Here is a 20,806-nt window from a genome sequence, read left to right as displayed (position 1 = left end):
CAGGAGAACTAGTGCTCGAGTCAAATACTTTTGATGAGCTTCGCATTGGCCTGGCCACCGCTGACGACATCCGCGGATGGTCTTACGGTGAGGTCAAGAAGCCCGAAACGATCAACTACCGCACGCTCAAGCCCGAGAAGGACGGCCTCTTCGGAGAGCAGATCTTCGGACCCAGCCGCGACTGGGAGTGTGCTTGCGGTAAGTACAAGCGTGTCCGCTTCAAGGGCATCGTTTGCGAGCGCTGCGGCGTAGAGGTCACCAAGAGCTCTGTCCGTCGTGAGCGCATGGGCCACATTGAGCTGGCCGCACCCGTCACCCACATCTGGTATTTCAAGGGCGTTCCCTCGCGTCTTGGCTACCTGCTGGACATGGCGCCGAAGGACCTCGAGAAGGTCATCTACTTCGCCGCCTACATGGTGATTTCGGTTGACGAGGATGCTCGCCACCGCGACCTCGCCACGCAGGAGAACAACATCCGCCTCGAGCTGAAGACGCTGGGGGATCGTCGCGACGCGAAGATCGCCGAGCGCCTCACCCGGCTGGAGGAGGAGCTCGCAGCCCTTGAGGCTGAGGGTGCCAAGGCCGACGCCAAGAAGAAGGTCAAGGACGCCGCCGAGAAGGAGATGACTCTCACCCGCAAGGGTGCAGACGAGCAGATCGCCAAGCTCGAGCGCGTGTGGGAAGACTTCCGCACGCTCGATGTTGGCGCGCTTCGTCCGGAGGATGACGTCTTCCACGAGCTGCAGGACCGCTTCGGGCAGTACTTCGAGGCCTACATGGGCGCCGAGTCGATCCAGCGTCGCCTGGCAGCTTTCGACCTGAAGACCGAGTCGGAGAACCTGCACCTGCAGATCGCCGAGGGCAAGGGTCAGCGCAAGATCCGCGCGATCAAGCGTCTGAAGGTCGTCAACTCGTTCTTGGAGACCGGCATGAGCCCGGCCGCCATGGTCCTGGACGTCGTTCCGGTCATCCCGCCCGAGCTGCGCCCGATGGTGCAGCTCGACGGTGGCCGCTTCGCGACTTCCGACCTGAACGACCTGTACCGCCGCGTGATCAACCGCAACAACCGTCTTCGTCGTCTGATCGACCTCGGCGCCCCCGAGATCATCGTCAACAACGAGAAGCGGATGCTGCAGGAGGCCGTCGACGCACTGTTCGACAACGGTCGCCGTGGTCGCCCCGTCACCGGTACCGGTAACCGCGCTCTCAAGTCCCTCAGCGACATGCTGAAGGGTAAGCAGGGTCGTTTCCGCCAGAACCTGCTCGGAAAGCGTGTTGACTACTCTGGCCGTTCGGTCATCGTCGTCGGCCCGCAGCTGCAGCTGCACCAGTGTGGTCTGCCCAAGCAGATGGCGCTCGAGCTCTTCAAGCCGTTCGTGATCAAGCGTCTGATCGACCTCGGTCACTCGCAGAACATCAAGGCCGCGAAGCGTGCCGTCGAGCGCACCCGTCCCGAGGTCTGGGACGTGCTCGAGGAGATCATCCGCGAGCGTCCTGTGCTGCTGAACCGTGCACCCACCCTGCACCGTCTGGGCATCCAGGCCTTCGAGCCTCAGCTCGTCGAGGGTAAGGCCATCCAGCTTCACCCGCTCGTGTGTGCAGCGTTCAACGCTGACTTCGATGGTGACCAGATGGCTGTGCACCTGCCGCTGTCGGTCGAGGCTCAGGCCGAGGCTCGCGTGCTGATGCTCGCGTCGAACAACATCCTGAAGCCGTCTGACGGTCGTCCGGTCACCCTGCCTTCGCAGGATATGATCATCGGTCTTCACCACCTCACGGTGCTGAAGAGCGGCGCCACCGGTGAGGGTCGCGCATTCGTCTCGGTCTCCGAGGCGATCCTGGCCAAGGACGAGGGCACCCTCGACCTGCAGGCGAAGGTTCGCATCCGCATCCCGGGTCTGACCTTCCTCGAGGGCCAGGCACCTGAGGGCTACGAGCGCCACGGCCTCGTGGATGCCTCGCTGGGTCAGGCGCTCTTCAACGCCACGCTCCCGAAGGGTTACCCCTTCGTGCGTGAGCCTGCCGACAAGGGCAAGCTGTCGCAGATCGTCAACAAGCTGGCCGAGGAATACCCCAAGGTCGAGACGGCTGCAACGCTGGACCGCATCAAGGATGCCGGTTTCTACTGGGCTACTCGCTCCGGTGTGACCGTCGCCCTCAGCGACATCCTGACTCCTCCGAACAAGAAGGAGATCGTCGGCCGCTACGAGAAGCTGGCCGCGAAGGTTCAGTCGCAGTACGAGAAGGGTCTGACGACCGACTCCGAGCGTCGCCAGGAGCTCATCAAGATCTGGACCGAGGCAACCGACGAGGTTCAGGTCGCGATGCGCGAGAACTTCCCGGAAGACAACAACATCAACCGGATGGTCACCTCCGGCGCTCGTGGTAACTGGCTGCAGATCCGTAACATCGCGGGTATGCGAGGCCTGGTGAACAACCCGAAGGGTGAGATCATCCCTCGCCCGATCATCTCCTCGTACCGCGAGGGGCTGTCGGTTGCGGAGTACTTCATCGCGACGCACGGTACCCGTAAGGGTCTGGCTGACACCGCTCTGCGTACCGCCGACTCGGGTTACCTGACCCGTCGTCTGGTGGATGTCTCGCAGGACGTCATCATCCGCGAAGAGGACTGTGGCACGTCGAAGGGCCTTGAGCTCCCGATCGCCGCTCCGAACTCGCAGGGTGAGCTTGTGCGCGACGCGAACGTCGAGAACTCGGTGTTCGCTCGTACCCTGGCCGCTGGCGTTGTCAGCGAATCCGGTGAGGTTCTTGCCTCTGCCGGTGACGATGTCGGAGACGTCCTGATCGACAAGCTCGTCGAGCTCGGTGTTGACACCATCAAGGTGCGCTCCGTGCTGACGTGTGACTCGGCTGTTGGTGTCTGCGCACAGTGCTACGGCCGTTCGCTCGCAACGGGTCAGATCGTGGACATCGGAGAGGCCGTCGGCATCATCGCCGCACAGTCGATCGGTGAGCCCGGTACCCAGCTGACGATGCGTACGTTCCACACTGGTGGTTCGGCATCGGCGGATGACATCACTCAGGGTCTGCCCCGTGTGCAAGAGCTTTTCGAGGCTCGTACGCCGAAGGGCGCTTCGCCGATCGCAGAGGCCGATGGTCGCATCACGATCGACGAGAACGACAAGGCCAAGAAGGTCATCCTCACGCCAGACAACGGTGACGAGGAAGTGATCTACCCGGTGCTGAAGCGTGCAACGCTTCTCGTCGAGGACGGTCAGCACGTCACGGTCGGTCAGCCGATCCTGGTTGGCACGCTGGACCCCAAGGAGGTCATGCGTGTCATGGGTGCCCGTGAGGTGCAGCGTTACCTCGTCAACGGCGTCCAGGGTGTTTACCGTTCGCAGGGTGTGCCGATTCACGACAAGCACATCGAGGTCATCGTCCGCCAGATGCTCCGCAAGGTCACCGTCGTCGATCACGCCGACACCGGTCTGCTTCCGGGTGAAATGGTCGACCTCAAGCGCTACCAGGCGATCAACCGCGAGACGGTTGCCGCTGGCAAGCGTCCGGCATCTGGTCGTTCGGAGCTGATGGGTATCACGAAGGCGTCGCTTGCGACCGAATCGTGGCTGTCGGCCGCTTCCTTCCAGGAGACGACCCGTGTGCTCACCGAGGCTGCCATGCAGGGCAAGCGCGACCCGCTGATCGGTCTCAAGGAGAACGTCATCATCGGTAAGCTCATCCCCGCCGGAACCGGTCTCGCGAAGTACCGCGACATCATTGTCGAGGCGACTGAGGAAGCCAAGAGCGAGCGCTACCCGAACCGGATCTTCGCATCCGACGGCGCGTACGCTGAGGGCGACTTCGGTTACGTCGACTTCGACGCGTTCTCAACAGATGACGTCACCCCCGGTACCTACAACTGAGTGTGACTGATTGAAGAAGGCCCCGGGGTTCGCCCTGGGGCCTTCTTCGTGTCTGGGCGCGGCGGTGTCGCCGGGCGGGCGGCGGGCGCGGGGCGGGCGTGCGGCGGGAGGTGTCGCAGATGGTCGGGTCAACGCGGTGGATGCGGCAACGCGCGACCCCTCGCGACGGTTGCGGGGCGGGCGGGCGGCGCGAGGTGTCGCAGATGGCCGGGTCGGCGCGGTGGATGCGGCAAAGTGCGACCTCTCGCCAGGGTTGCGGGGCGGGCGCCGACGCCGCCGATCGTTGACTAATCGAACAGGTGCGCCACGATGCTGGAGGTGTATCCACTGGGGGCGAGGTTCGAGTACGTCGTATCGATGAGCACGTCATCTCGCCAGTACAGAGTGCGTCCGTCGGTGACGGGGTGCGTCTCGTTCGTCCACGTCTTCTCGCAGCGTGTGCCGTCGTCGGGCGTGAAACACGTGAAGCCCTCGTCGTCGGCCAGAGCGTTCAGCATGTCGAGTGCGGGCCCCCGGTTCATTCCGGATATTTCAGTGACCAGCGACGTCGTGTCTGCGCCCGGATCGCGCCAGATGCACAGCAGTGACCCATCGGCTTGAACTCCGGAGGGCCCCAGCGAGGGATCGTTGAGTGGCGTGCTGCCGAGTTCTGCCAGCACTTCGTCGCTCAGAATCGCACGGCAGTCATCTGGGAGCGCGATCGGTTCGGACGTGGGAGTGGGCGTCGGTTTTGGAGTCTCGGATGCCGTGGGCGACTCGCTCTGCTCGGGCGAGGACCCAGCAGAAGAAGGCGATTGAGTAGGATCGCCGCCACATCCGGCGAGGACCGAGGTCATCAGCAGCACGGTGGCGATGGTGACGAGACGCGATGCTTTCATGGCCATACCGTAGCGCCGTCTCGCCGACGCAGCACGGAGGCTCGTCGGGCAGCGGGTAGGCCAGAATGAGGGGATGCCTCAGAACACACCAGGCGCCGTCGTCATCGGCGATGCCCTCATTGATGAGATCCACGACGCCGGCGGCGTGCGCGAGCTGGTCGGAGGTGCTGCGCTGAACGTGGCTGTCGGCCTCAGACGTCTCGGCGTGCCCACGACCCTCATTGCCATGGTCGGCGACGACGAAGCCGGTGCGCACATCCGTGAGTATCTCGGCGACCACGACGTTCGGCTGATTTCGAGCGAGGCGCCGCACGGATCGTCCCGTGCGATCGTGCAGCGCGACGCGCATGGTGAGCCAACCTACGTCTTCAACGAGGCGGCTCAGCGCCGCAGCATCCGCTACGGGCAGGAGGCTCGGCAGGCACTCCTCCATGCGGATCTCGCGGTGGTCAGCTGCTTCCCGTTCGATGTGCCGGCCGAGGTGGATGCCCTCGCCGAAGCGCTCGCGGGCGTCAGGGTCGCGATCGACCCCAACCCGCGTTCCGGCATGCTCAGCGATCGTGAAGAGTTCGTGCGCGGATTCGAGCGACTGGCTGCGGATGCCGCGATGGTCAAGGTCGGTGCGGACGATGCAGCGTTGCTCTACGACGGCGACCTTGACGCGCTGCGGTTGAGGCTGCGCGATCTGGGAGCAGACGCCGTGCTCGCGACGGCGGGCGAAGACGGTGCTGTGCTCGAGGCGGATGCCGGAACGTTCATTGCTCCGATTGCCGACTTACCAGGGCCGATCGTCGACACTGTGGGTGCCGGCGACGCCACCCTGTCTGCGGTCGCCGAAGGGCTTGTCGGCAAGCGCCCGCAGGCAGGGGAGGAGTGGCAGCGGCTGCTCGATCGGGCGATGGAAGTGGCTGCGGCGACCTGCCGTTCCGAAGGTGGATTGCTGCGCACGCCCGAGTCGCTTGAGACCGGCGAACGCGGAGTCCGCGGCAGCTGAACTGTCGATTTCTTACACCCGCTTCTGGCGGGTATGCTTGATAATCGCGCCCCCGGTTGGCTGTACAAGCTGGACGGGTGCGCATTGGCGAGTTACCCAAGCGGCCAAAGGGATCTGACTGTAAATCAGACTGCTCAGCATTCGGGGGTTCGAATCCCTCACTCGCCACCACAAGACTAGAAGGCCCCGCGCGAGCGGGGCCTTCAGTCGTTCGCGGGGACATCGGGTGCCGGAGGATGATCGCCACCCCGAAGAGATTTCGGTTAATCGCGTGACACTGGATGCCTGCATCCGCCACACTGAGAACCATGGGATCAGCGTTGACCACCATCGGACTACCTGTCGCACTCGGCATCATCATGCTCGGCCTGGGGCTCAGCCTCACGCTCGCGGACTTTGCGCGCGTGCTGAAACAGCCGAAGGCGGTGCTCGTCGCTCTCCTCTGTCAGCTCCTGGTGCTGCCCGCCATCTGCTTCGCACTTGTGCTGCTGTTTCAGCTCCCGCCCGTGTTGGCTGTGGGAATGATGATGCTTGCTGCCTCGCCAGGCGGCACGACAGCGAATTTGTACAGCCATTTGTTCCGCGGCGACATCGCGCTGAACATCTCTCTCACCGCGGTGAACTCGGTCATCGCCGTGATCACTCTTCCGGTGATCACGAACTTCGCGATCATGTACTTCAACCCGTTCGATGACCAGCTCGGTCTGCAGTGGGCCAAGGCGCTGGAGGTGTTCGCGATCGTGCTGCTTCCCGTTGCGATCGGGATGCTGGTGCGACGCTTCTGGGCGAAGTTCGCAGACCGCATGGATAAGCCGGTGCGCATCGCCAGCGTGGTCATCCTCGTCGTTGTGATCGGCGGTGCTGTGGCATCCAATTGGGAACTCCTGATCGACAATTTCGCGCAGCTTGCCCTGATCACGATGTTGTTCTGCCTCATCAGTCTCGCGATCGGGTTCTGGGTGCCGCGGATGCTGAAGGTGGGCAGGCGGCAGTCGGTAGCGATCTCGTTCGAGATCGGCATCCACAACGCCACCCTGGCGATCGTCATCGCGCAGACAGTGTTGGGTTCGGTCGAGCTGAGCCTGCCCGCGGCGGTCTACGGCGTTCTCATGTTCTTCATCGCCTTCGGATTCGGCTTCCTCATCCGCGAGCGTGAGCCGAGTGTCGTGGCAGCTTCATAGACTGGACGGATGCGAGCGCTCACCGAACCGGACGTCCGTGCATCCTTCATCAATGCGCAGGAGGATGAGTTCTCGCTGATCGAGATGCCCCATGATTTCCTGCTCGTCGACTGGGAGTTTCACGACTTTCTCGCCTGGCGAGACCCGGCGTCGAGCAAACGCGGCTGTGTCGTCGTTGAGACTGATCGAGGCATCACTGGGATCGTGCTGCGGGCGAGTGACCCTGGTCGCACACGCTCTGGCATGTGCAACATCTGCCACACGATGCAGCCTGGCAACCAGATCGCGCTCTTCTCTGCGCGGCGAGCGGGGGCTGCTGGTCGCCGAGGCGACAGTGTCGGCACCTATATGTGCACCGACCTGTCCTGTCACGAGAGCGTGCGGCTCGCGCATCCGCTCGCGCCCAGCGAAATCCGCGCCGAAGGGCAGGTCGACATGCGACTCGACGGCACGCGTCGACGCATGGAGCGCTTCGTCGCGCGCGTCTACGAAGGAACGGACTGATCTCGAGCCGCGGCTAGGCTGGCGGAGTCCGTCCAGTGCTTCAAGGGAGATGCCATGAGCGATGCCATTCTGTTCTCAGTCGATGAGGGGTTGGCTCGGCTGACGCTGAACCGTCCCACGCGCCTCAATGCGTTCAACGCCGACCTCGCCCAGGCCTGGCGCGACGCGACGACCGAGGCGACGTCGCGTGATGATGTGCGGGCCATCCTGTTGGATGCCGCTGGCCCCGCCTTCTGCGCGGGCGGTGACGTGATCGATATGGCGACGACGATGGGCGAGGGGTCGCAGATCGCCGATCTTGCGGGCGTCATCAACGTCGGCATCCGTGCGCTGACCGAGTCGGCGATCCCGGTGGTTGCGGCAGCCCACGGCACAACAGCGGGCGGGGGCCTCGGCATCCTGCTCTGCTCGGACTACGCCGTCGTCGGCGCGCGCTCCAAGATCGGCAGCCTGTACGCGAACATCGGGCTCACCCCTGACCTGTCGGTATCCGCCCAGATTGCGGCCGCGGTCGGGCAGCGCCGCGCCCTGCAGTTGGTGTTGCAGGATCGGCTACTCACCGCAGAAGAGGCGCAGGAGTGGGGGATCGCTGCCGAGATCGTCAGCGGAACGGATGCTGCGGACGAGGCCGATCGGGTACGCGAACGGGCGGAGGAGATCGCGCGATTCTGGCTCGCCGGTGCTGCTGTCGCCTATGGGCAGGCGAAGCGCCTCGTGCGCTCCAGGCCGGAGCGCACTTTTGCCGAGCAGCTAAGCGAGGAGGCACGCTCCATCGGCGCCGCCTTCGACACGGCGGATGCCAAGGCGCGCGTCGCGGCGTTTGCTGCAGCATCCGCGAAGAAGTCACGCTGACGCACCTGATTTATGCACAAACGCGCGACGTCACCGTTCGACGGGATCCGCGCGTGGCAGGATGAAAGCAACGTCGGCCGAAGAGGGGAACACCATGTCAGAGGTCACAACTGAGCAAACAGGGAAGGCGAACGCCTCCCTCATGATCAGAGGAGCGATCTGGATCGCCATCGGTGCGCTGATCGCGGCTGCCATCGTCTGCGTCATCTGGGTTCTCGTCGGCAATCAGGACGGCATCATCGGCCGCGCATTCCTGACAATTCTGCTACTCGCAGCGTTCGCCGGAATCGCGATTCTTGAGGCTGGTCTCGCCCCGAACCGCCCGGAGTGGCTGGCGCTTGCCAGCATGATCACCTGGATCGTCGCGCTCCTCGTTGGTGCGGTCAAGATCTGGCTGCCCACGACGCTGGGCGATTACGCCGGAGGTGTTGGTCGCTTCTTCATGCTGCTGCTCGTCATCGGTGTGATGCAGCTCGCGCTACTGCATCTGCGCCTGTTCACACCGGCAGCTCGCCGCTATGTGACGACCTTCACCCAGGTCATCTACTACGTCACCGTCGCGATTCTGGTGCTGCTGGTGGGGATGCTCGTGATTTACCTCACGTTCCCGGATACCTTCGACTTTGACGAGCTGTACTGGCGCATCGTCGTCGCGCTGGCGATTCTCGCCGCGGTCGGAACGACTCTCATCCCGCTGTTGAACGCGCTGTTCGCCCCTAAGAAGCGCGAGGCCACGGTGGCCCACTACGCGCCCAACTCGTTCGCTGCTGCTCCGGCAGTTGCGGCTGTTGCAGCGCCGGTTGCTCAGCAGTGGCCGACCTATGCTGATGGGGCGACTCCGCTCCCTGTGCTCCAGGACGGATCACCAGACTGGAACGCGTACTACACCGGGTACCCGACGCAACAGCAGGCCCAGTTCCCTGCTCCGGCGCAGGGCTTCCCGGTCGCACCGGACTACCCGCAGGCGCCAGCGGTTCCGCAGGCGCCCGGCCTGCCTGAAGCGCCCAGCGTGCCCGAGGTGCCGGTTGTTCCGGAGATTCCTGCTGCACCAGAGGTGCCTGGGTTCGAGCAGCCCGCACCAGAGGTTCCTGCCGCGCCGGAGCAGCCTGCCCCGGGTCAGCATCCCGCTCCTGGTTCGTTCCCGCCCCCGCCGCCGGCGCCCCCGCAGTGAGCGGCGGCGTGAGTGACGTTCGGCAACTGCAGGCACTTGCCTCGGATATAGCTCGTGAGGCGGGCGATCTCGCCCGCCAGCGGCGGGCCGAGGGTGTCTCATTGGCAGCGACGAAGTCGACGGTCGCCGACATCGTCACCGAAGCGGACCGTGAGGTGGAAGCGCTCATCCGCTCGCGGCTGCAGGCGGAGCGTCCTGGGGATGGATTCCTCGGTGAAGAATCCGGCGGAGCCCGCAGCACCACCGGTGTGACGTGGGTCGTCGACCCGATCGACGGCACTGTGAACTATGCGTACGGCATGCCGGCGTACAGCGTCAGCATCGGGGCCGTTCAAGGCGATGCTGACCCGAGCGGTTGGACGTCCCTGGCCGCGGCTGTCTACAGCCCCGTTCTGGGGGAGATGTTCACGGCAGCACGCGGTGAGGGCGCCTGGCTGGATGGCACGCGGCTCTCCGTCAACACTGAGACACCGGCGGGAGCGCTGCTTGCGACCGGGTTTGGCTACGATCCGGCCACGCACGACGGGGATCTGGCCACGGTGCGTCGAGTCATGCCGCTTGCTCGCGACCTGCGCCGGGGCGGATCCGCGGCGCTTGATCTGAGCTACGTCGCGGCAGGTCGGTTGGATGGCTACTTCGAGCGTGGACTGAAGCCGTGGGACTTCGCGGCCGGCGCGCTCTTGGTCGCAGAAGCCGGTGGCACGGTGTCGCGGTATGACACGGCATCCGATCGTCCGATGCTGATCGCGGCTGGTCCTGCCCTGCACGACAGAATTTCAGCGATATTCAACAACGAGAACTGAGGGCGTGTACATGGCATTCTCAGCGCCAGCGCGCTAAGGTTTATCTGTTCGTTACCTTCGTTGCCCGAACTTCGAGGGTCCCCCCCGCTTCTGTACAAACCCCGAGAGAACCGTTTTGCCCTTCGATTCCCCCATGGCTGAGCCTGCGCCCACGCGCCGTTCCAGCCGTCACCGCACCGCGGATTCCGCGACCCCGGTTGGCGTCGAAGTGACGTCAGTGGATGCTGTCGCCTCTCTGGTTGAAGCTGTCGTGCTGCCGCTTTCGCGTCGAGCCGTCCGCGAGCGCCAGCGCGCCACGATGTCCGCCGTGCCACAGATCGTCGATGAGCCTGTTGTTGTCGATGAGCCCGTTGTCGTCGATGAGCCGGTTGTCGTCGATGAGCCCGTTGTCTTGGATGAGCCGGTTGCTGCTTCTGTTGCTGATCCGTTCGTCTCAGCCTCCCGTGCGTTCCGTGCTGTCGCCACAGAGCCTTCGTTCTTCGTCGCTGCTTCCGAGCAGTCGCTTCCGGCCGAAGCGACCACGATTCACGTAGCCCCGCGCAAGAGCAAGGTCCGCCGCAAGATTTACACGGCCGGTGCCACGGTGGGTGTCATGGGAATCGCGGGTCTGCTTGCAGTATCGATGACGCTTCCGACAGAGGCCGTCGCGGCCGCGCAAGGTGCCCAGGTGAAGTCGGCCACCTCGTTGGTGGCGACGGGGTCGCAGCTGCTGGCATCCGATGCTACTGACGACGAGATTCAGGCGTACGTCGCCTCATCCGATGTGCAGAACGAAACGATCCAGCGCACGGAGAACTTCACGACGGCGTCCCTCGTCGACCTCGCCGCGGAGCAGGGTATCCACTACTCCAACGCGCTCTACACGAATGACCCGGATGCCGCCATCCAGTGGCCGTTCGTGGTCGGTGTGGCGATGAGTTCGCCGTACGGAATGCGCGACACCGGCATGCACGAGGGTCTTGACCTCGTTCCCGGTGCGGGTGCTCCTGTGCAGGTGATCGCCGACGGAACCGTGCGCATCGCGACCGAGTCCGGCGGTAACTATGGTGTGACCGTCTACGTCGATCACGTCATCGACGGAAAAGTCATCACGAGCCATTACTCGCACATGCAGTACGGGTCATTGCGGGTTACCGCAGGCGAGAAGATCGAGGTTGGTGACATCATCGGCCTGGTCGGCAACACGGGTCGTTCCTACGGTGCGCACATGCATTTCGAGCTGATCGTCAATGGTTCGACCATCGACCCGCTGCCCTGGTTGCAGGCAAACGCGGGAAGGGACGACTACTAACGGTCTCGGTTTTTGAGAACGCCGAAGAACTGGTATTCTCGTATAGTTGCCTTCTGGGCAGCGAGCGCCCCGATAGCTCAGTGGTAGAGCACTTCCATGGTAAGGAAGGGGTCCCGGGTTCGAATCCCGGTCGGGGCTCGCAGCATTCATCTCACGCGGACGGATGCCTCGCGGCAGGGTAGCTCAGCTGGTTAGAGCGCACGACTCATAATCGTGAGGTCGCGGGTTCAAGCCCCGCTCCTGCTACAGATGAAAACCCCCGGGAAATCGGGGGTTTTGTCGTATCTGGCTAGTGGACCGGAGCGGCGCGGGGGAGAGTTGTGCCGGGTTTGTGCCGGTTGAGTCCCAATTTAGGCCTGATGTCGGGGGTCGCCAGCAGACTCGTCATATGACTGACGGACACTACGGGAGTCGCGCGATACCGATCGACGATCCCAGCGAACTTGCTGCGGTGCAGCACATCCGGGACAGGTTGGCGCTGGTGCCGCAGATTGCTGAACGGTGGAATCGGATCGCGCGCGGGAAAGCAGGTCCACGAAGCGAGTTGGCCCGCGACGACGCTTTGACGCATTGGACGCGTGTCAGCTCCCACGTCGTACACAATCTGCACCATGCAGTTGACTGCCTGCGTGCGCTCGGTGTTCTGATCCCGCCCGAGGGCGAACTCATCATTCCCTACGTCGCGCATTTCCCGGTGGCGCGCTCAGGACTCGAGGCCGCTTCGACTGCACTTTGGATCTTGCATCCGGATGATCCCCGACAGAGGATCGAACGCCATCTGCGAAACCTCTGGCGCGAGGTCAGCGATGAGGCATCGTTCGTGGGGGCTTCGGAGCGCCTAGCTACCGCCGACTTGATGCATCTCGCGGATCGGCAGCGCAAGGGACAAAAGGCGTGGAAGCGTAAGTACGTGGACCATATCCGGGCGGTAGCGGCGCGAGCAGGAGTGGCCGATCCCACGCTGGGACGGCATGCCGTCGGCTTCGCCGAGATTACTCGCGAGGCCACAGTCGCGACCGGGCTGCCCGGCGGCCACGGGGAGATGGTCTGGCGGATGATTAGCGGCCTGAGTCATCCATCGATGCTCCGCATCGTTCGCTTCATGCCACGAACCGAACTCGCCGAGCGTGAGGACGGGATGCTCAACGTGCAGATCAGCAATGACACGCAGACACTTCAATACACGGTAGATGCTCTCGTCCTCCAGCTCACGACAGCGCTGGACGTTCTAGTGTGGCGCAAGCTCAAGATCGGGATTCCGATCGAGTACTCACGGCTTTAGATTGTTGCAGCGGCATCAGCGATCGCTGAAACGGAGGCAGATCTCACGTTTCATGACTGGCTTCCACCCGATGAGAGGGCCTGGCGACGAGCCCAGCGATTCTCCGCGCGACCGACGAGCTGTGAGAACTTTCTTTACTCGTTCAAGGCCGGCCTAGCGGCCGGCGCAGTGGATAGGATCGCCGCGCTGCGGTGCGTCCGTCCTCGCTGCGCTCCGGGCGGGCGCTCCTCGGCAACGGTCCTATCCACTACCTGGCACCACTCCAGGCGGGAGCAGGCTCACTGTCCGGGCTCACCGATAGACTCTCACCCGTGCTCCAGTACGACGCCCCATCACGTTGTAGCGTTCCCTATGGCGCCAAGTTCCGGTGGTACGGCTACCCGCAATGCACCGTTGGCGATGACTTCAACACTGCGCTAGAAGTTCTTCTGGCCACGATCTCACGCGAAGGCCGACTGTGGAGCCCGGCCGCAAAGGCGATGGCGAAGGCTGAGTTCAAGCAGCGCCTAAAGAAGGCGATGAACGGTCGTTTGAACCCCGTAGACGAGGTTCCCCCGGTCGATGTCCGCAATCCGCCGCCCCTTTATGAGATTCGATGGCAGCACATCCCTGTAACAGAGCGCGATGCGGAGGGAGCGGTCAGACACAGGCAGGTACTCGTGCGGATGTATCATTCCGAGCCCACCGCAACGCCGGAGTACTTCGTCGGGCATCACGCGCATGAAAAGCTCACCGACATCGAGGACATCAACGGTGCCCAGCAGATCGAGATCGGGGTTGCCATCAAGTGGTACGCCCACGGCGAACCTTCGACATGGGGAATTGCAGATCAGCAAGCGTCGATATAGAGTTTAATCTATGGAACTTACCGGTGCCCAGCTGGAAGAACTCGCAGACTCGCTCGTTGAATCAGACGACCAGCTGCTTGAGAAGCTGGTCAAGCTTCGTCAGGCTCACGGATTGACGCAGTCGGACGTCGCCGAACGCATGGGCGTGAGTCAACCGACTGTCGCCGCGTTCGAGCGGTACGACGCCAACCCCACGCTGTCGACGATCCGTCGTTACGCCCTGGCTGTCGGGGGGTCGATTGACCACGTCGTTGAGGACTTCTGCTGCGCTTTCACTAACGAGGTGTTTGCGGTGTTCTCTGGCACGCCTTCCGCCGCATGGCAACGGCCACGCTCCTTCGACTGGTCATGGTCGGACGGACCCGCTCAAGTCGAGGCCCATGTCATCCGCTGACGAGGTGATTGTCGACGTCCAGAGTCTCGTCGAGGCCACGACATTGCTGGGGATCAATGTGTCTCAGCTGTCGGCTGTTCGACATCTTGACGCCACGCCGACGGAGGACTTCGAGATTGACCCGCGTTACTCGCTGACAGCCGACTTTCGCGATGACGGCGCTGGCTTCCGTGTAAGGCTGGTTACTGAGATCGAGACTCCGATCGGACAAGTCGAGTGCGGTGTCTACGCTGAGTATGAACACACGGGCGTTCGCCTAGGACCAGGATCTTCTGAAGCGTTTAACGAATACGTGAACGGCGTCGCCCTGATGCACATCATCCCTTTTGTGCGCCAGTCGATCGCCGACGTGACTCTACGGGTGTTCAACTCGCCGCTGCTAATGCCAATTCTTCAACGCGGACAGATGACATTCGATTTGAAGATTGATGCAGAGTAGACCAGTTCAAGTCGCTATCTTCTAACTCCAAACGCACTGGGAAAAATAAAGTGAGCCACTCGGTTGTGCCGGTTCCGTGCCGGTAGCTCCGCTGAAATCACCCTCAACCAGCCGCGACCAACCACGACAACTTCCGCGGAATCACGCGGCAAACGACGGCCAACGAGCACCCACCGGCCCACGGCATACGACTCATAATCGTGAGGTCGCGGGTTCAAGCCCCGCTCCTGCTACAGAGATATAACCCCCGAACCCCTTGGAAACGTAGGGAAGCTCGGGGGTTTTGCTTTGCCCGAATGCAGCGCTGAAACTCACTGCCGAGTTCGCCGCTGACCGCCTGAGCGATACCCCGCGTGAATCCCTGGACGCACCCCTACCGAAGTTCGACGGGCCGAGCGTCCAGAGCGGGTGAGGGAGTGTCCGGCGGCCCATCGCCCCCGTGGACCGCCGGTCGGAGTTACCCGAGAATAGGCCTACCCGAATAGGCCCGTGGATTTACCCTCCGCCACCAAGCCTATGGCGCACAGGGAAAACCGCTTGAAGGGTTGCCAACGGACGATCCGATGCGGTATACCGACCACGATGGGGTCGCGAGGACTTCGCAGGCGCAACGAGTGGTTCAGGTGGTTGCGCTGAGCGGCGGCATGTGCGGGATCGGTATGGGGCGCCGCGCCCGCTCGTGCGCGTAGAACTTGTGCACGTCTTCGAGAACTTCGAACGGGCTCATGTAGCGGGCAGCGAGGGGAAGATCGCGCAGCCACACGACTTCGATGTCGTTCGGGTCCAACTGGTACAAGCACGCGATCGTTCGACGTGCGTCGTTCGGACGGTATCGGTGATCGTGGATCAGCCACTCGGTGTCGGTGATCTTCTTCAACTCGAACCGGGGATCGGGCATCGCGGACATATCAACACTCCAATCATTTCAGAACCAGTGTCGGCTCGTTTCCGAATCAGTGTCGGTCTGAAGGGCTCGCAGAAGCCAGCCCTTGACAAAAGGCATCAAGGTGCGCTTTCATGCGACCGGCGGTGAACTCACACACGATCGAGCGGGACAAGGGTGAGCGGACAATCTCACCCGCTCGGCAGGTGCGTCCACCCATCAGGCGTCGAGACCATTTTACGAAACCCGCTTTGAAGAATCAAACAGTTTGGTCGTGTACCTCATCGGCGTAACGGGCTCTAAACCGACGAAGACCCCCACCCGGCCCGAAGGCTAGGGGGCGGCTTTAGGTGCGTCAGATCAGCGCGGGTCGTGACCAGCGGCGCGGTTGCGACTAGTGAGCTCATCGATAACGAGTTCGCCTGTGGCATTCAGTCGCGTCATAAGTTCCTCGATGCGGTCCGGCTCGATGGTTGGCGAGGCCGCCTCGTCGAAAAGGAACTGAAGCGGGATCGCCGGATGAATCCAGATCGTTGCCCGTCGCTGATCTCCGGCGACGGGAAGCCACGTCATCATGAAGCTCTCTTGCCGCCGGAGCTTCGTCCCAACAATGATCTTCAGATGAGCGAGCGTCGCGTCATCGATCTCAATAGGTTCCGACGTTCCGTCATATCTCAAAATCCCCATAGTGAACCGTACCCCGGCAACGATGAAAGACTCCAAAATAGACGAGGCTGGCGGGGGCGCGGTCGTTGTTCAGCCTCCCGACGGGTTTTCGAGCGGCCTGCCTTCATCGTCGGTGGTCTCAACCTCGAGTATCTATTCAGTGTCCTCGGGGGCACCGGGGGAGGGGCCCTTGGTCGTCGGCAGATCGACCCCTGCTTCCAGAGGATCGAATGCAGCGCCTCCGATCATGAAAATCCCGCGCTGCGGCATCCAGAAGTCACCGAGTCTGGTTTGCCGAGGCAATGGTTCGATCACGCCGAGATCCTCGCCGCGGATGGATGCCTGCGACGTATCGACGATCCACATTCGTCGGAGGCGTGCTTTGAACAGCTGTTCGTTCGGAGTCTTCCCCGTCATTCCGATCCGCCCGGCCCGGAGCGACGGGCCAGCGACTGCGCCCAGTGCGGAGAGGAACCGTTCGCTCTGCCAGAAACGAGCAGGTAGCGAACTGGCGACGCGGGACATAATCCGCGTCATAGGCGTGGCGGCGAGCGTGACCGACCAGCGGAGATCGACCTCGTCGCCGATGGTCACGATGGAGGTGCGCTCGCCGACCCATTCGACATCGATCCTGTGAACGGAGGTGGACTCCAGCGCTCGCCCGAAGTAGCGGGGGCAGGAGACGGTCGCATTGACGGTGGTGTAGATAGTCCAGGCATCCGCAGGAGTGCGCAGCCAGACAGACGTATACCCCGGGCCGATCGAGGTGACGGGGAACCGGCGGAGACCCAGCACGTAGCCGGAGCTGAAAGGCAGGCTCATGAGTGCGTACCCGGCGAAGCGCTCCGTATTGCCGGGTTCGAGCTCAGAGCGAATCTCCGCTTCAGTCACGAGATTGCGAACACTGTCCATAGTGTCCTCCCGATCCCACGGTACTCGCCCTGGGGCCAGATGGGAGGTCATCCAGAAGTGCCCTGCCCCCAACATGTGGGATCGCCGCGTAGGGCACCCGTCGCGCGGCGCGCTACTTCGCGGTGCTCTTGAACCCGCGCAACCTCAGGCTGTTGCCCACCACGAACACGCTCGACAGGGCCATGGCCGCGCCGGCGAGCATCGGGTTCAGCATTCCGAGCGCGGCGATCGGGATCGCGGCGACGTTGTAGGCGAAGGCCCAGAACAGGTTCGACTTGATCGTTCCGAGCGTCTTGCGAGACAGCCGGATCGCGTCGACCGCGCTGCGTAGGTCACCGCGGACGAGTGCGATATCGGATGCTTCGATCGCGACGTCCGTACCGGTTCCCATGGCCAGACCGAGGTCAGCCTGAGCCAGCGCCGGAGCATCATTCACACCATCGCCGACCATCGCGACGACCTTGCCCTCGGCCTGCAGGCGCTTGACGACCTCGACCTTGTCCCTCGGCAGAACCTCGGCGATGACCTCGTCGATCCCGACCTCTGCGGCGATCCGGCGGGCGACAGCTTCGTTGTCTCCCGTCAGCAGCACGGGGGAGAGGCCGAGCTTCTTCATCTGCGCGATCCCCTCGGCGCTGGTCGGCTTGACGGTGTCTGCGATAATCAGGATGCCGCGGGCAGCCCCGTCCCATCCAACAGCGACGACGGTCTTGCCTTCGCGTTCGGCGGCAGCCTTGGCGTCGGAGACAACCGGCGACAGAGCGAGTGACCAGTCGGCCAGCAGCGAATCGCGACCGACAATGACGCTGTGCCCGTCGATGACGCCCTGCACGCCCTTGCCCTCGATGTTTGCGAAATCGGTGACCGTTGCCAGCGAGCCGGTCTTCGAGACCGCGGCCTTCGCAATGGCCTGAGCAATCGGATGCTCGGATGCATCCTCCAGCGCTCCCGCCAGGCGCAGCAGCTCATCGGCATCCGTACCGACCTCGGCAACCACGTCGACGAGCGTCATCTTGCCTGTCGTGACGGTTCCGGTCTTGTCGAGCACGATCGTGTCGACCTTGCGGGTGGACTCGAGTACCTCAGGGCCCTTGATGAGAATGCCCATCTGCGCGCCGCGTCCGGTGCCGACGAGAAGGGCGGTCGGGGTCGCGAGTCCCAGCGCACATGGGCAGGCGATCACCAGCACCGCAACGGCTGCGGTGAAGGCGGCGGCAACGGGGAAGCCCGCCAGCAGCCATCCGGCGAGAGCAACGATCGCGATCGCAATGACGATCGGCACGAAGACGCCCGAGATTCGATCGGCGAGGCGCTGGACCTCAGCCTTGCCGGTCTGTGCCTCCTCGACGAGTGTTGCCATCTGCGCGAGCTGCGTGTCAGAGCCGATCCTTGTCGCGCGCACCACAAGTCGTCCGCTGGCATTGACGGTTGCTCCGGTTACGACATCACCCACGGTGACCTCAACGGGAACAGATTCGCCCGTGAGCATCGAGGCATCCACGGCCGATACGCCAGAGGTCACGACGCCGTCGGTGGCGATCTTCTCGCCAGGACGAACGAGGAACTCGTCGCCGACGTGCAGTTCCTCGATCGGCACGAGAATCTCGACTCCGTCGCGCAGCACAGAGACGTCCTTCGCGCCGAGCTCGAGTAGCGCGCGCAGCGCCGCACCGGCTTGACGCTTGGCACGCTTCTCGAAGTAGCGACCGGCGAGGATGAACATCGTCACCCCGGCGCCGACCTCGAGATAGATGTTCGCCGCGCCGTCAGAGCGGGAGAGGCTGAACTCGAAGCCGTGTGTCATCCCTGGCATCCCGGCGGTGCCGAAGAAGAGCGCGTACAGGGACCAGAAGAATGCCGCGAGGGTGCCCATCGAGATGAGCGTGTCCATGGTGGCTGCGCCGTGCTTCAGATTTGTCCAGGCGGCCTTGTGGAAAGGCCACGCACCCCAGACGATCACGGGCGCGGCCAGCGCCAGCGACGCCCACTGCCAATAGGTGAACTGCAGCAGAGGAACCATCGCCATCAGGATGACCGGCACAGTCAGAATGATCGAGATGATCAGCCGCTGGCGCAGTGAAGTGAGCTCGGGGTCGGCGTCGCTCGCCGGGGCATCCTTCGCGTTACGAGGCGCGGGCAGCGTCGCGGTGTATCCCGCCTTCTCGACCTCGGCAATGAGGGCAGTGGAGTCATAGCCCGACGGCACCCTCACCTTCGCTTTCTCGGTCGCGTAGTTGACGGTGGCTGCGACGCCATCAAGCTTGTTCAGCTTCCGTTCGATACGCGTCGCGCAAGAAGCGCAGGTCATCCCGCCGATTTCGAGCTCGACGCTCGAATCGGCGAAGTCCGCGGCGGTCGACACCTTCATGATCGTCGTCGGCTCAGGCGCGGACGGCGGAGTAGCCCGCCTCATCGACGGCCGCCAGCACGTCGGCATCGGCGAGAGGAGCGTCTGCCGTCACGACGAGCTTGCCGGTCTTGGCGCTGACCTCGATGCCTTCTACTCCTGCGATCTGGCTGACCTCTTCGCGGACGGACATCTCGCAGTGGCCGCAGGTCATTCCGGTCACCTGGTATTCGGTGGTGCTCATGTCTTGATCCTCTCGCTTGAACGCCCCGGATGGGCGTTCACTCAGAGTAACAGAATACCCCAGGGGGGTATTCCTGAAGACGTTGCCGAGTCATTTCTTCTGGTGAATGACGGCTGGCGTGGCTCTGGACGCGTGTATGCGTCTTCCGCCATACTTCAGCGGGGCATAGTTCGCGGAATTAGCCCCATCAATCACTGACGAAGGGTCAAACTCATGTCTTTCTGGTCTGCAATCTGGGATGTGCTGCTGTGGGCGCTGACCTTCACGGTCTTCATCGCCTACCTGATGGCACTTTTCTCGATCATCAGCGACCTGTTCCGCGACCACAAGCTCAACGGCGTCGCCAAGGCAATCTGGTTGATCTTCCTGATCTTCCTGCCGTTGCTCACCGCTCTCGCCTACCTCATCTTCCGTGGACGCGGCATGAGCGAGCGTGCGGCTGCTCAGCAGCAAGCCGCCAAGGATGCAGCGGACCGCTACATCCGTACCGTCGCGGGCAACCCGGTCGAGGACATCGCTCGCGCCAAGGAACTGCTCGACGCGGGGACGATCACCGCTGACGAGTTCGCCCAACTGAAGGCGACGGCGCTCGCGAAGAGCTGACTTCATCGCCTGACAAGAGGCTCCCGACTTCGGTCGGGGGCCTTTTTCGTGTGCCCAGGGAATCGGGCCATGAGACGATGTCCGCACTGCTGCGACGAGAGGAACTCCCATGCCCATCTCTACCGCCGATCTCTATGACGAGCTCGAAGAGAGCATCCAATCCTTGCCGGTGCAGTTTCGCTCGTTCGGACGCAAGGCCGCGTTCGACGGCCGCATCCGCACGATTCGCTGCCTGGAAGACAACGCGCTCGTGAAGTCGATGTTGGCGACGCCCGGCGACGGAGCCGTGCTCGTCGTCGATGGGGGTTCTTCGCTGCAGACAGCACTGATGGGCGACCTGATCGCCGAATCCGCTGTCGCGAATGGCTGGGCAGGCGTTGTCATCAACGGCGCGATTCGCGACAGCGTCGCGATCGACGGCCTCGATCTCGGCGTGAAGGCGCTCGGAACGAACCCGCGCAAGAGTGCCAAGCTCGGCGCCGGTGAGGTCGATGTCGACATCTCGTTCGCGGGAGTGCTCTTCCGAGTGGGCGCTCATCTGTACAGCGACGAGGACGGCATCCTCATCGAGCGGTGACGGCTTGCTTCCAGTCGCGATTTCTGTCGCCCAAGCGTGGCTCAAGCGAC

General features: G+C 63.2%; 20 protein-coding genes and 3 tRNA genes. 17 read left to right on the top strand and 6 right to left on the bottom strand.

What is annotated here, in order from left to right; genetic code table 11:
• Positions 1–11 precede the first annotated feature (11 nt).
• A complete protein-coding gene (gene rpoC, locus AC1C2Q_RS04980) occupies positions 12–3,887 on the top strand; it encodes a DNA-directed RNA polymerase subunit beta' (RefSeq protein ID WP_495429933.1) in 3,876 nt (1,291 codons plus the stop codon).
• A gap of 287 nt (positions 3,888–4,174) precedes the next feature.
• Here the strand turns inward: rpoC and AC1C2Q_RS04975 are convergent, their stop codons facing one another.
• On the bottom strand, positions 4,175–4,765 hold the full coding sequence (locus tag AC1C2Q_RS04975; protein ID WP_495449223.1) for a DUF3558 domain-containing protein: 591 nt from the start codon (positions 4,763–4,765) through the stop codon (positions 4,175–4,177).
• Positions 4,766–4,838: 73 nt separating this feature from the next.
• On the opposite strand from AC1C2Q_RS04975, the gene AC1C2Q_RS04970 reads away from it, so the two are divergent.
• The 14 genes from AC1C2Q_RS04970 (at position 4,839) to AC1C2Q_RS04905 (ending at position 14,524) form a co-directional block, all read left to right on the top strand.
• On the top strand, positions 4,839–5,759 hold the full coding sequence (locus AC1C2Q_RS04970) for a carbohydrate kinase family protein (protein WP_495449222.1): 921 nt from the start codon (positions 4,839–4,841) through the stop codon (positions 5,757–5,759).
• 86 nt (positions 5,760–5,845) lie between these two features.
• A tRNA-Tyr gene (locus tag AC1C2Q_RS04965) sits at positions 5,846–5,930 on the top strand.
• A 137-nt stretch (positions 5,931–6,067) separates the two neighbouring features.
• Positions 6,068–6,940: a bile acid:sodium symporter family protein gene (locus AC1C2Q_RS04960; RefSeq protein ID WP_495429930.1), complete on the top strand. Its 873-nt coding sequence runs from the start codon at positions 6,068–6,070 to the stop codon at positions 6,938–6,940.
• Positions 6,941–6,949: 9 nt separating this feature from the next.
• The gene (locus tag AC1C2Q_RS04955; RefSeq protein WP_495449221.1) at positions 6,950–7,444 is read left to right on the top strand and encodes an FBP domain-containing protein; all 495 of its coding nucleotides are present in this window, start codon (positions 6,950–6,952) and stop codon (positions 7,442–7,444) included.
• Between the two features lie 54 nt (positions 7,445–7,498).
• On the top strand, positions 7,499–8,296 hold the full coding sequence (locus tag AC1C2Q_RS04950; RefSeq protein WP_495429928.1) for an enoyl-CoA hydratase/isomerase family protein: 798 nt from the start codon (positions 7,499–7,501) through the stop codon (positions 8,294–8,296).
• Between the two features lie 94 nt (positions 8,297–8,390).
• Positions 8,391–9,467 carry a hypothetical protein gene (locus AC1C2Q_RS04945; RefSeq protein ID WP_495429927.1) on the top strand — a complete coding sequence of 359 codons (1,077 nt, stop codon included), beginning with the start codon at positions 8,391–8,393 and terminating at the stop codon, positions 9,465–9,467.
• Between the two features lie 8 nt (positions 9,468–9,475).
• The gene (locus AC1C2Q_RS04940; protein ID WP_495449220.1) at positions 9,476–10,270 is read left to right on the top strand and encodes an inositol monophosphatase family protein; all 795 of its coding nucleotides are present in this window, start codon (positions 9,476–9,478) and stop codon (positions 10,268–10,270) included.
• A gap of 133 nt (positions 10,271–10,403) precedes the next feature.
• On the top strand, positions 10,404–11,561 hold the full coding sequence (locus tag AC1C2Q_RS04935) for a M23 family metallopeptidase (RefSeq protein WP_495449219.1): 1,158 nt from the start codon (positions 10,404–10,406) through the stop codon (positions 11,559–11,561).
• Positions 11,562–11,627: 66 nt separating this feature from the next.
• A tRNA-Thr gene (locus AC1C2Q_RS04930) sits at positions 11,628–11,699 on the top strand.
• Positions 11,700–11,733: 34 nt separating this feature from the next.
• Positions 11,734–11,807: transfer RNA gene (locus tag AC1C2Q_RS04925), tRNA-Met, on the top strand.
• Between the two features lie 142 nt (positions 11,808–11,949).
• Positions 11,950–12,843, top strand: a complete 894-nt coding sequence (locus AC1C2Q_RS04920) for a hypothetical protein (RefSeq protein WP_495449218.1) — start codon at positions 11,950–11,952, stop codon at positions 12,841–12,843.
• A 311-nt stretch (positions 12,844–13,154) separates the two neighbouring features.
• Positions 13,155–13,691 (top strand): hypothetical protein, encoded by a 537-nt coding sequence (locus AC1C2Q_RS04915; RefSeq protein WP_495449217.1) that lies wholly within the window; start codon positions 13,155–13,157, stop codon positions 13,689–13,691.
• 10 nt (positions 13,692–13,701) lie between these two features.
• On the top strand, positions 13,702–14,085 hold the full coding sequence (locus AC1C2Q_RS04910; protein WP_495449216.1) for a helix-turn-helix domain-containing protein: 384 nt from the start codon (positions 13,702–13,704) through the stop codon (positions 14,083–14,085).
• A 4-nt stretch (positions 14,086–14,089) separates the two neighbouring features.
• The gene (locus AC1C2Q_RS04905) at positions 14,090–14,524 is read left to right on the top strand and encodes a hypothetical protein (protein WP_495449215.1); all 435 of its coding nucleotides are present in this window, start codon (positions 14,090–14,092) and stop codon (positions 14,522–14,524) included.
• A 619-nt stretch (positions 14,525–15,143) separates the two neighbouring features.
• Here AC1C2Q_RS04905 and AC1C2Q_RS04900 read toward each other — a convergent pair.
• The 5 genes from AC1C2Q_RS04900 to AC1C2Q_RS04880 form a co-directional block, all read right to left on the bottom strand.
• Entirely contained in the window at positions 15,144–15,431 is a 288-nt protein-coding gene (locus tag AC1C2Q_RS04900) for a hypothetical protein (RefSeq protein ID WP_495449214.1), read from the bottom strand.
• 336 nt (positions 15,432–15,767) lie between these two features.
• Positions 15,768–16,094, bottom strand: coding sequence for a DUF7882 family protein (locus AC1C2Q_RS04895; protein WP_495449213.1), 327 nt, complete (start codon positions 16,092–16,094; stop codon positions 15,768–15,770).
• 132 nt (positions 16,095–16,226) lie between these two features.
• The gene (locus tag AC1C2Q_RS04890; RefSeq protein WP_495449212.1) at positions 16,227–16,985 is read right to left on the bottom strand and encodes a hypothetical protein; all 759 of its coding nucleotides are present in this window, start codon (positions 16,983–16,985) and stop codon (positions 16,227–16,229) included.
• Between the two features lie 112 nt (positions 16,986–17,097).
• On the bottom strand, positions 17,098–19,353 hold the full coding sequence (locus AC1C2Q_RS04885; RefSeq protein ID WP_495449211.1) for a heavy metal translocating P-type ATPase: 2,256 nt from the start codon (positions 19,351–19,353) through the stop codon (positions 17,098–17,100).
• 13 nt (positions 19,354–19,366) lie between these two features.
• A complete protein-coding gene (locus tag AC1C2Q_RS04880) occupies positions 19,367–19,576 on the bottom strand; it encodes a heavy-metal-associated domain-containing protein (protein WP_495449210.1) in 210 nt (69 codons plus the stop codon).
• A gap of 213 nt (positions 19,577–19,789) precedes the next feature.
• Between AC1C2Q_RS04880 and AC1C2Q_RS04875 the strand changes: the two genes are divergently transcribed.
• Positions 19,790–20,179, top strand: coding sequence for an SHOCT domain-containing protein (locus tag AC1C2Q_RS04875; protein ID WP_495429919.1), 390 nt, complete (start codon positions 19,790–19,792; stop codon positions 20,177–20,179).
• A 109-nt stretch (positions 20,180–20,288) separates the two neighbouring features.
• Positions 20,289–20,756 carry a ribonuclease E activity regulator RraA gene (gene rraA, locus AC1C2Q_RS04870; protein WP_495449209.1) on the top strand — a complete coding sequence of 156 codons (468 nt, stop codon included), beginning with the start codon at positions 20,289–20,291 and terminating at the stop codon, positions 20,754–20,756.
• Positions 20,757–20,806 lie beyond the last annotated feature (50 nt).

Source organism: Microbacterium sp. Y356 (genome assembly GCF_059445355.1).
This window is presented reverse-complemented; position numbering and strand designations above follow the sequence as displayed.

What these genes read in the sequence shown, in the direction of transcription:
- AC1C2Q_RS04975 (WP_495449223.1), bottom strand. Translation starts at nt 4,765, where the DNA reads ATGAAAGCATCGCGTCTCGTCACCATCGCCACCGTGCTGCTGATGACC.
- AC1C2Q_RS04970 (WP_495449222.1), top strand. Translation starts at nt 4,839, where the DNA reads ATGCCTCAGAACACACCAGGCGCCGTCGTCATCGGCGATGCCCTCATT.
- AC1C2Q_RS04960 (WP_495429930.1), top strand. Translation starts at nt 6,068, where the DNA reads ATGGGATCAGCGTTGACCACCATCGGACTACCTGTCGCACTCGGCATC.
- AC1C2Q_RS04955 (WP_495449221.1), top strand. Translation starts at nt 6,950, where the DNA reads ATGCGAGCGCTCACCGAACCGGACGTCCGTGCATCCTTCATCAATGCG.
- AC1C2Q_RS04950 (WP_495429928.1), top strand. Translation starts at nt 7,499, where the DNA reads ATGAGCGATGCCATTCTGTTCTCAGTCGATGAGGGGTTGGCTCGGCTG.
- AC1C2Q_RS04945 (WP_495429927.1), top strand. Translation starts at nt 8,391, where the DNA reads ATGTCAGAGGTCACAACTGAGCAAACAGGGAAGGCGAACGCCTCCCTC.
- AC1C2Q_RS04935 (WP_495449219.1), top strand. Translation starts at nt 10,404, where the DNA reads ATGGCTGAGCCTGCGCCCACGCGCCGTTCCAGCCGTCACCGCACCGCG.
- AC1C2Q_RS04920 (WP_495449218.1), top strand. Translation starts at nt 11,950, where the DNA reads ATGACTGACGGACACTACGGGAGTCGCGCGATACCGATCGACGATCCC.
- AC1C2Q_RS04910 (WP_495449216.1), top strand. Translation starts at nt 13,702, where the DNA reads ATGGAACTTACCGGTGCCCAGCTGGAAGAACTCGCAGACTCGCTCGTT.
- AC1C2Q_RS04900 (WP_495449214.1), bottom strand. Translation starts at nt 15,431, where the DNA reads ATGTCCGCGATGCCCGATCCCCGGTTCGAGTTGAAGAAGATCACCGAC.
- AC1C2Q_RS04895 (WP_495449213.1), bottom strand. Translation starts at nt 16,094, where the DNA reads ATGGGGATTTTGAGATATGACGGAACGTCGGAACCTATTGAGATCGAT.
- AC1C2Q_RS04890 (WP_495449212.1), bottom strand. Translation starts at nt 16,985, where the DNA reads ATGGACAGTGTTCGCAATCTCGTGACTGAAGCGGAGATTCGCTCTGAG.
- AC1C2Q_RS04885 (WP_495449211.1), bottom strand. Translation starts at nt 19,353, where the DNA reads ATGAAGGTGTCGACCGCCGCGGACTTCGCCGATTCGAGCGTCGAGCTC.
- AC1C2Q_RS04880 (WP_495449210.1), bottom strand. Translation starts at nt 19,576, where the DNA reads ATGAGCACCACCGAATACCAGGTGACCGGAATGACCTGCGGCCACTGC.
- AC1C2Q_RS04875 (WP_495429919.1), top strand. Translation starts at nt 19,790, where the DNA reads ATGTCTTTCTGGTCTGCAATCTGGGATGTGCTGCTGTGGGCGCTGACC.
- rraA (WP_495449209.1), top strand. Translation starts at nt 20,289, where the DNA reads ATGCCCATCTCTACCGCCGATCTCTATGACGAGCTCGAAGAGAGCATC.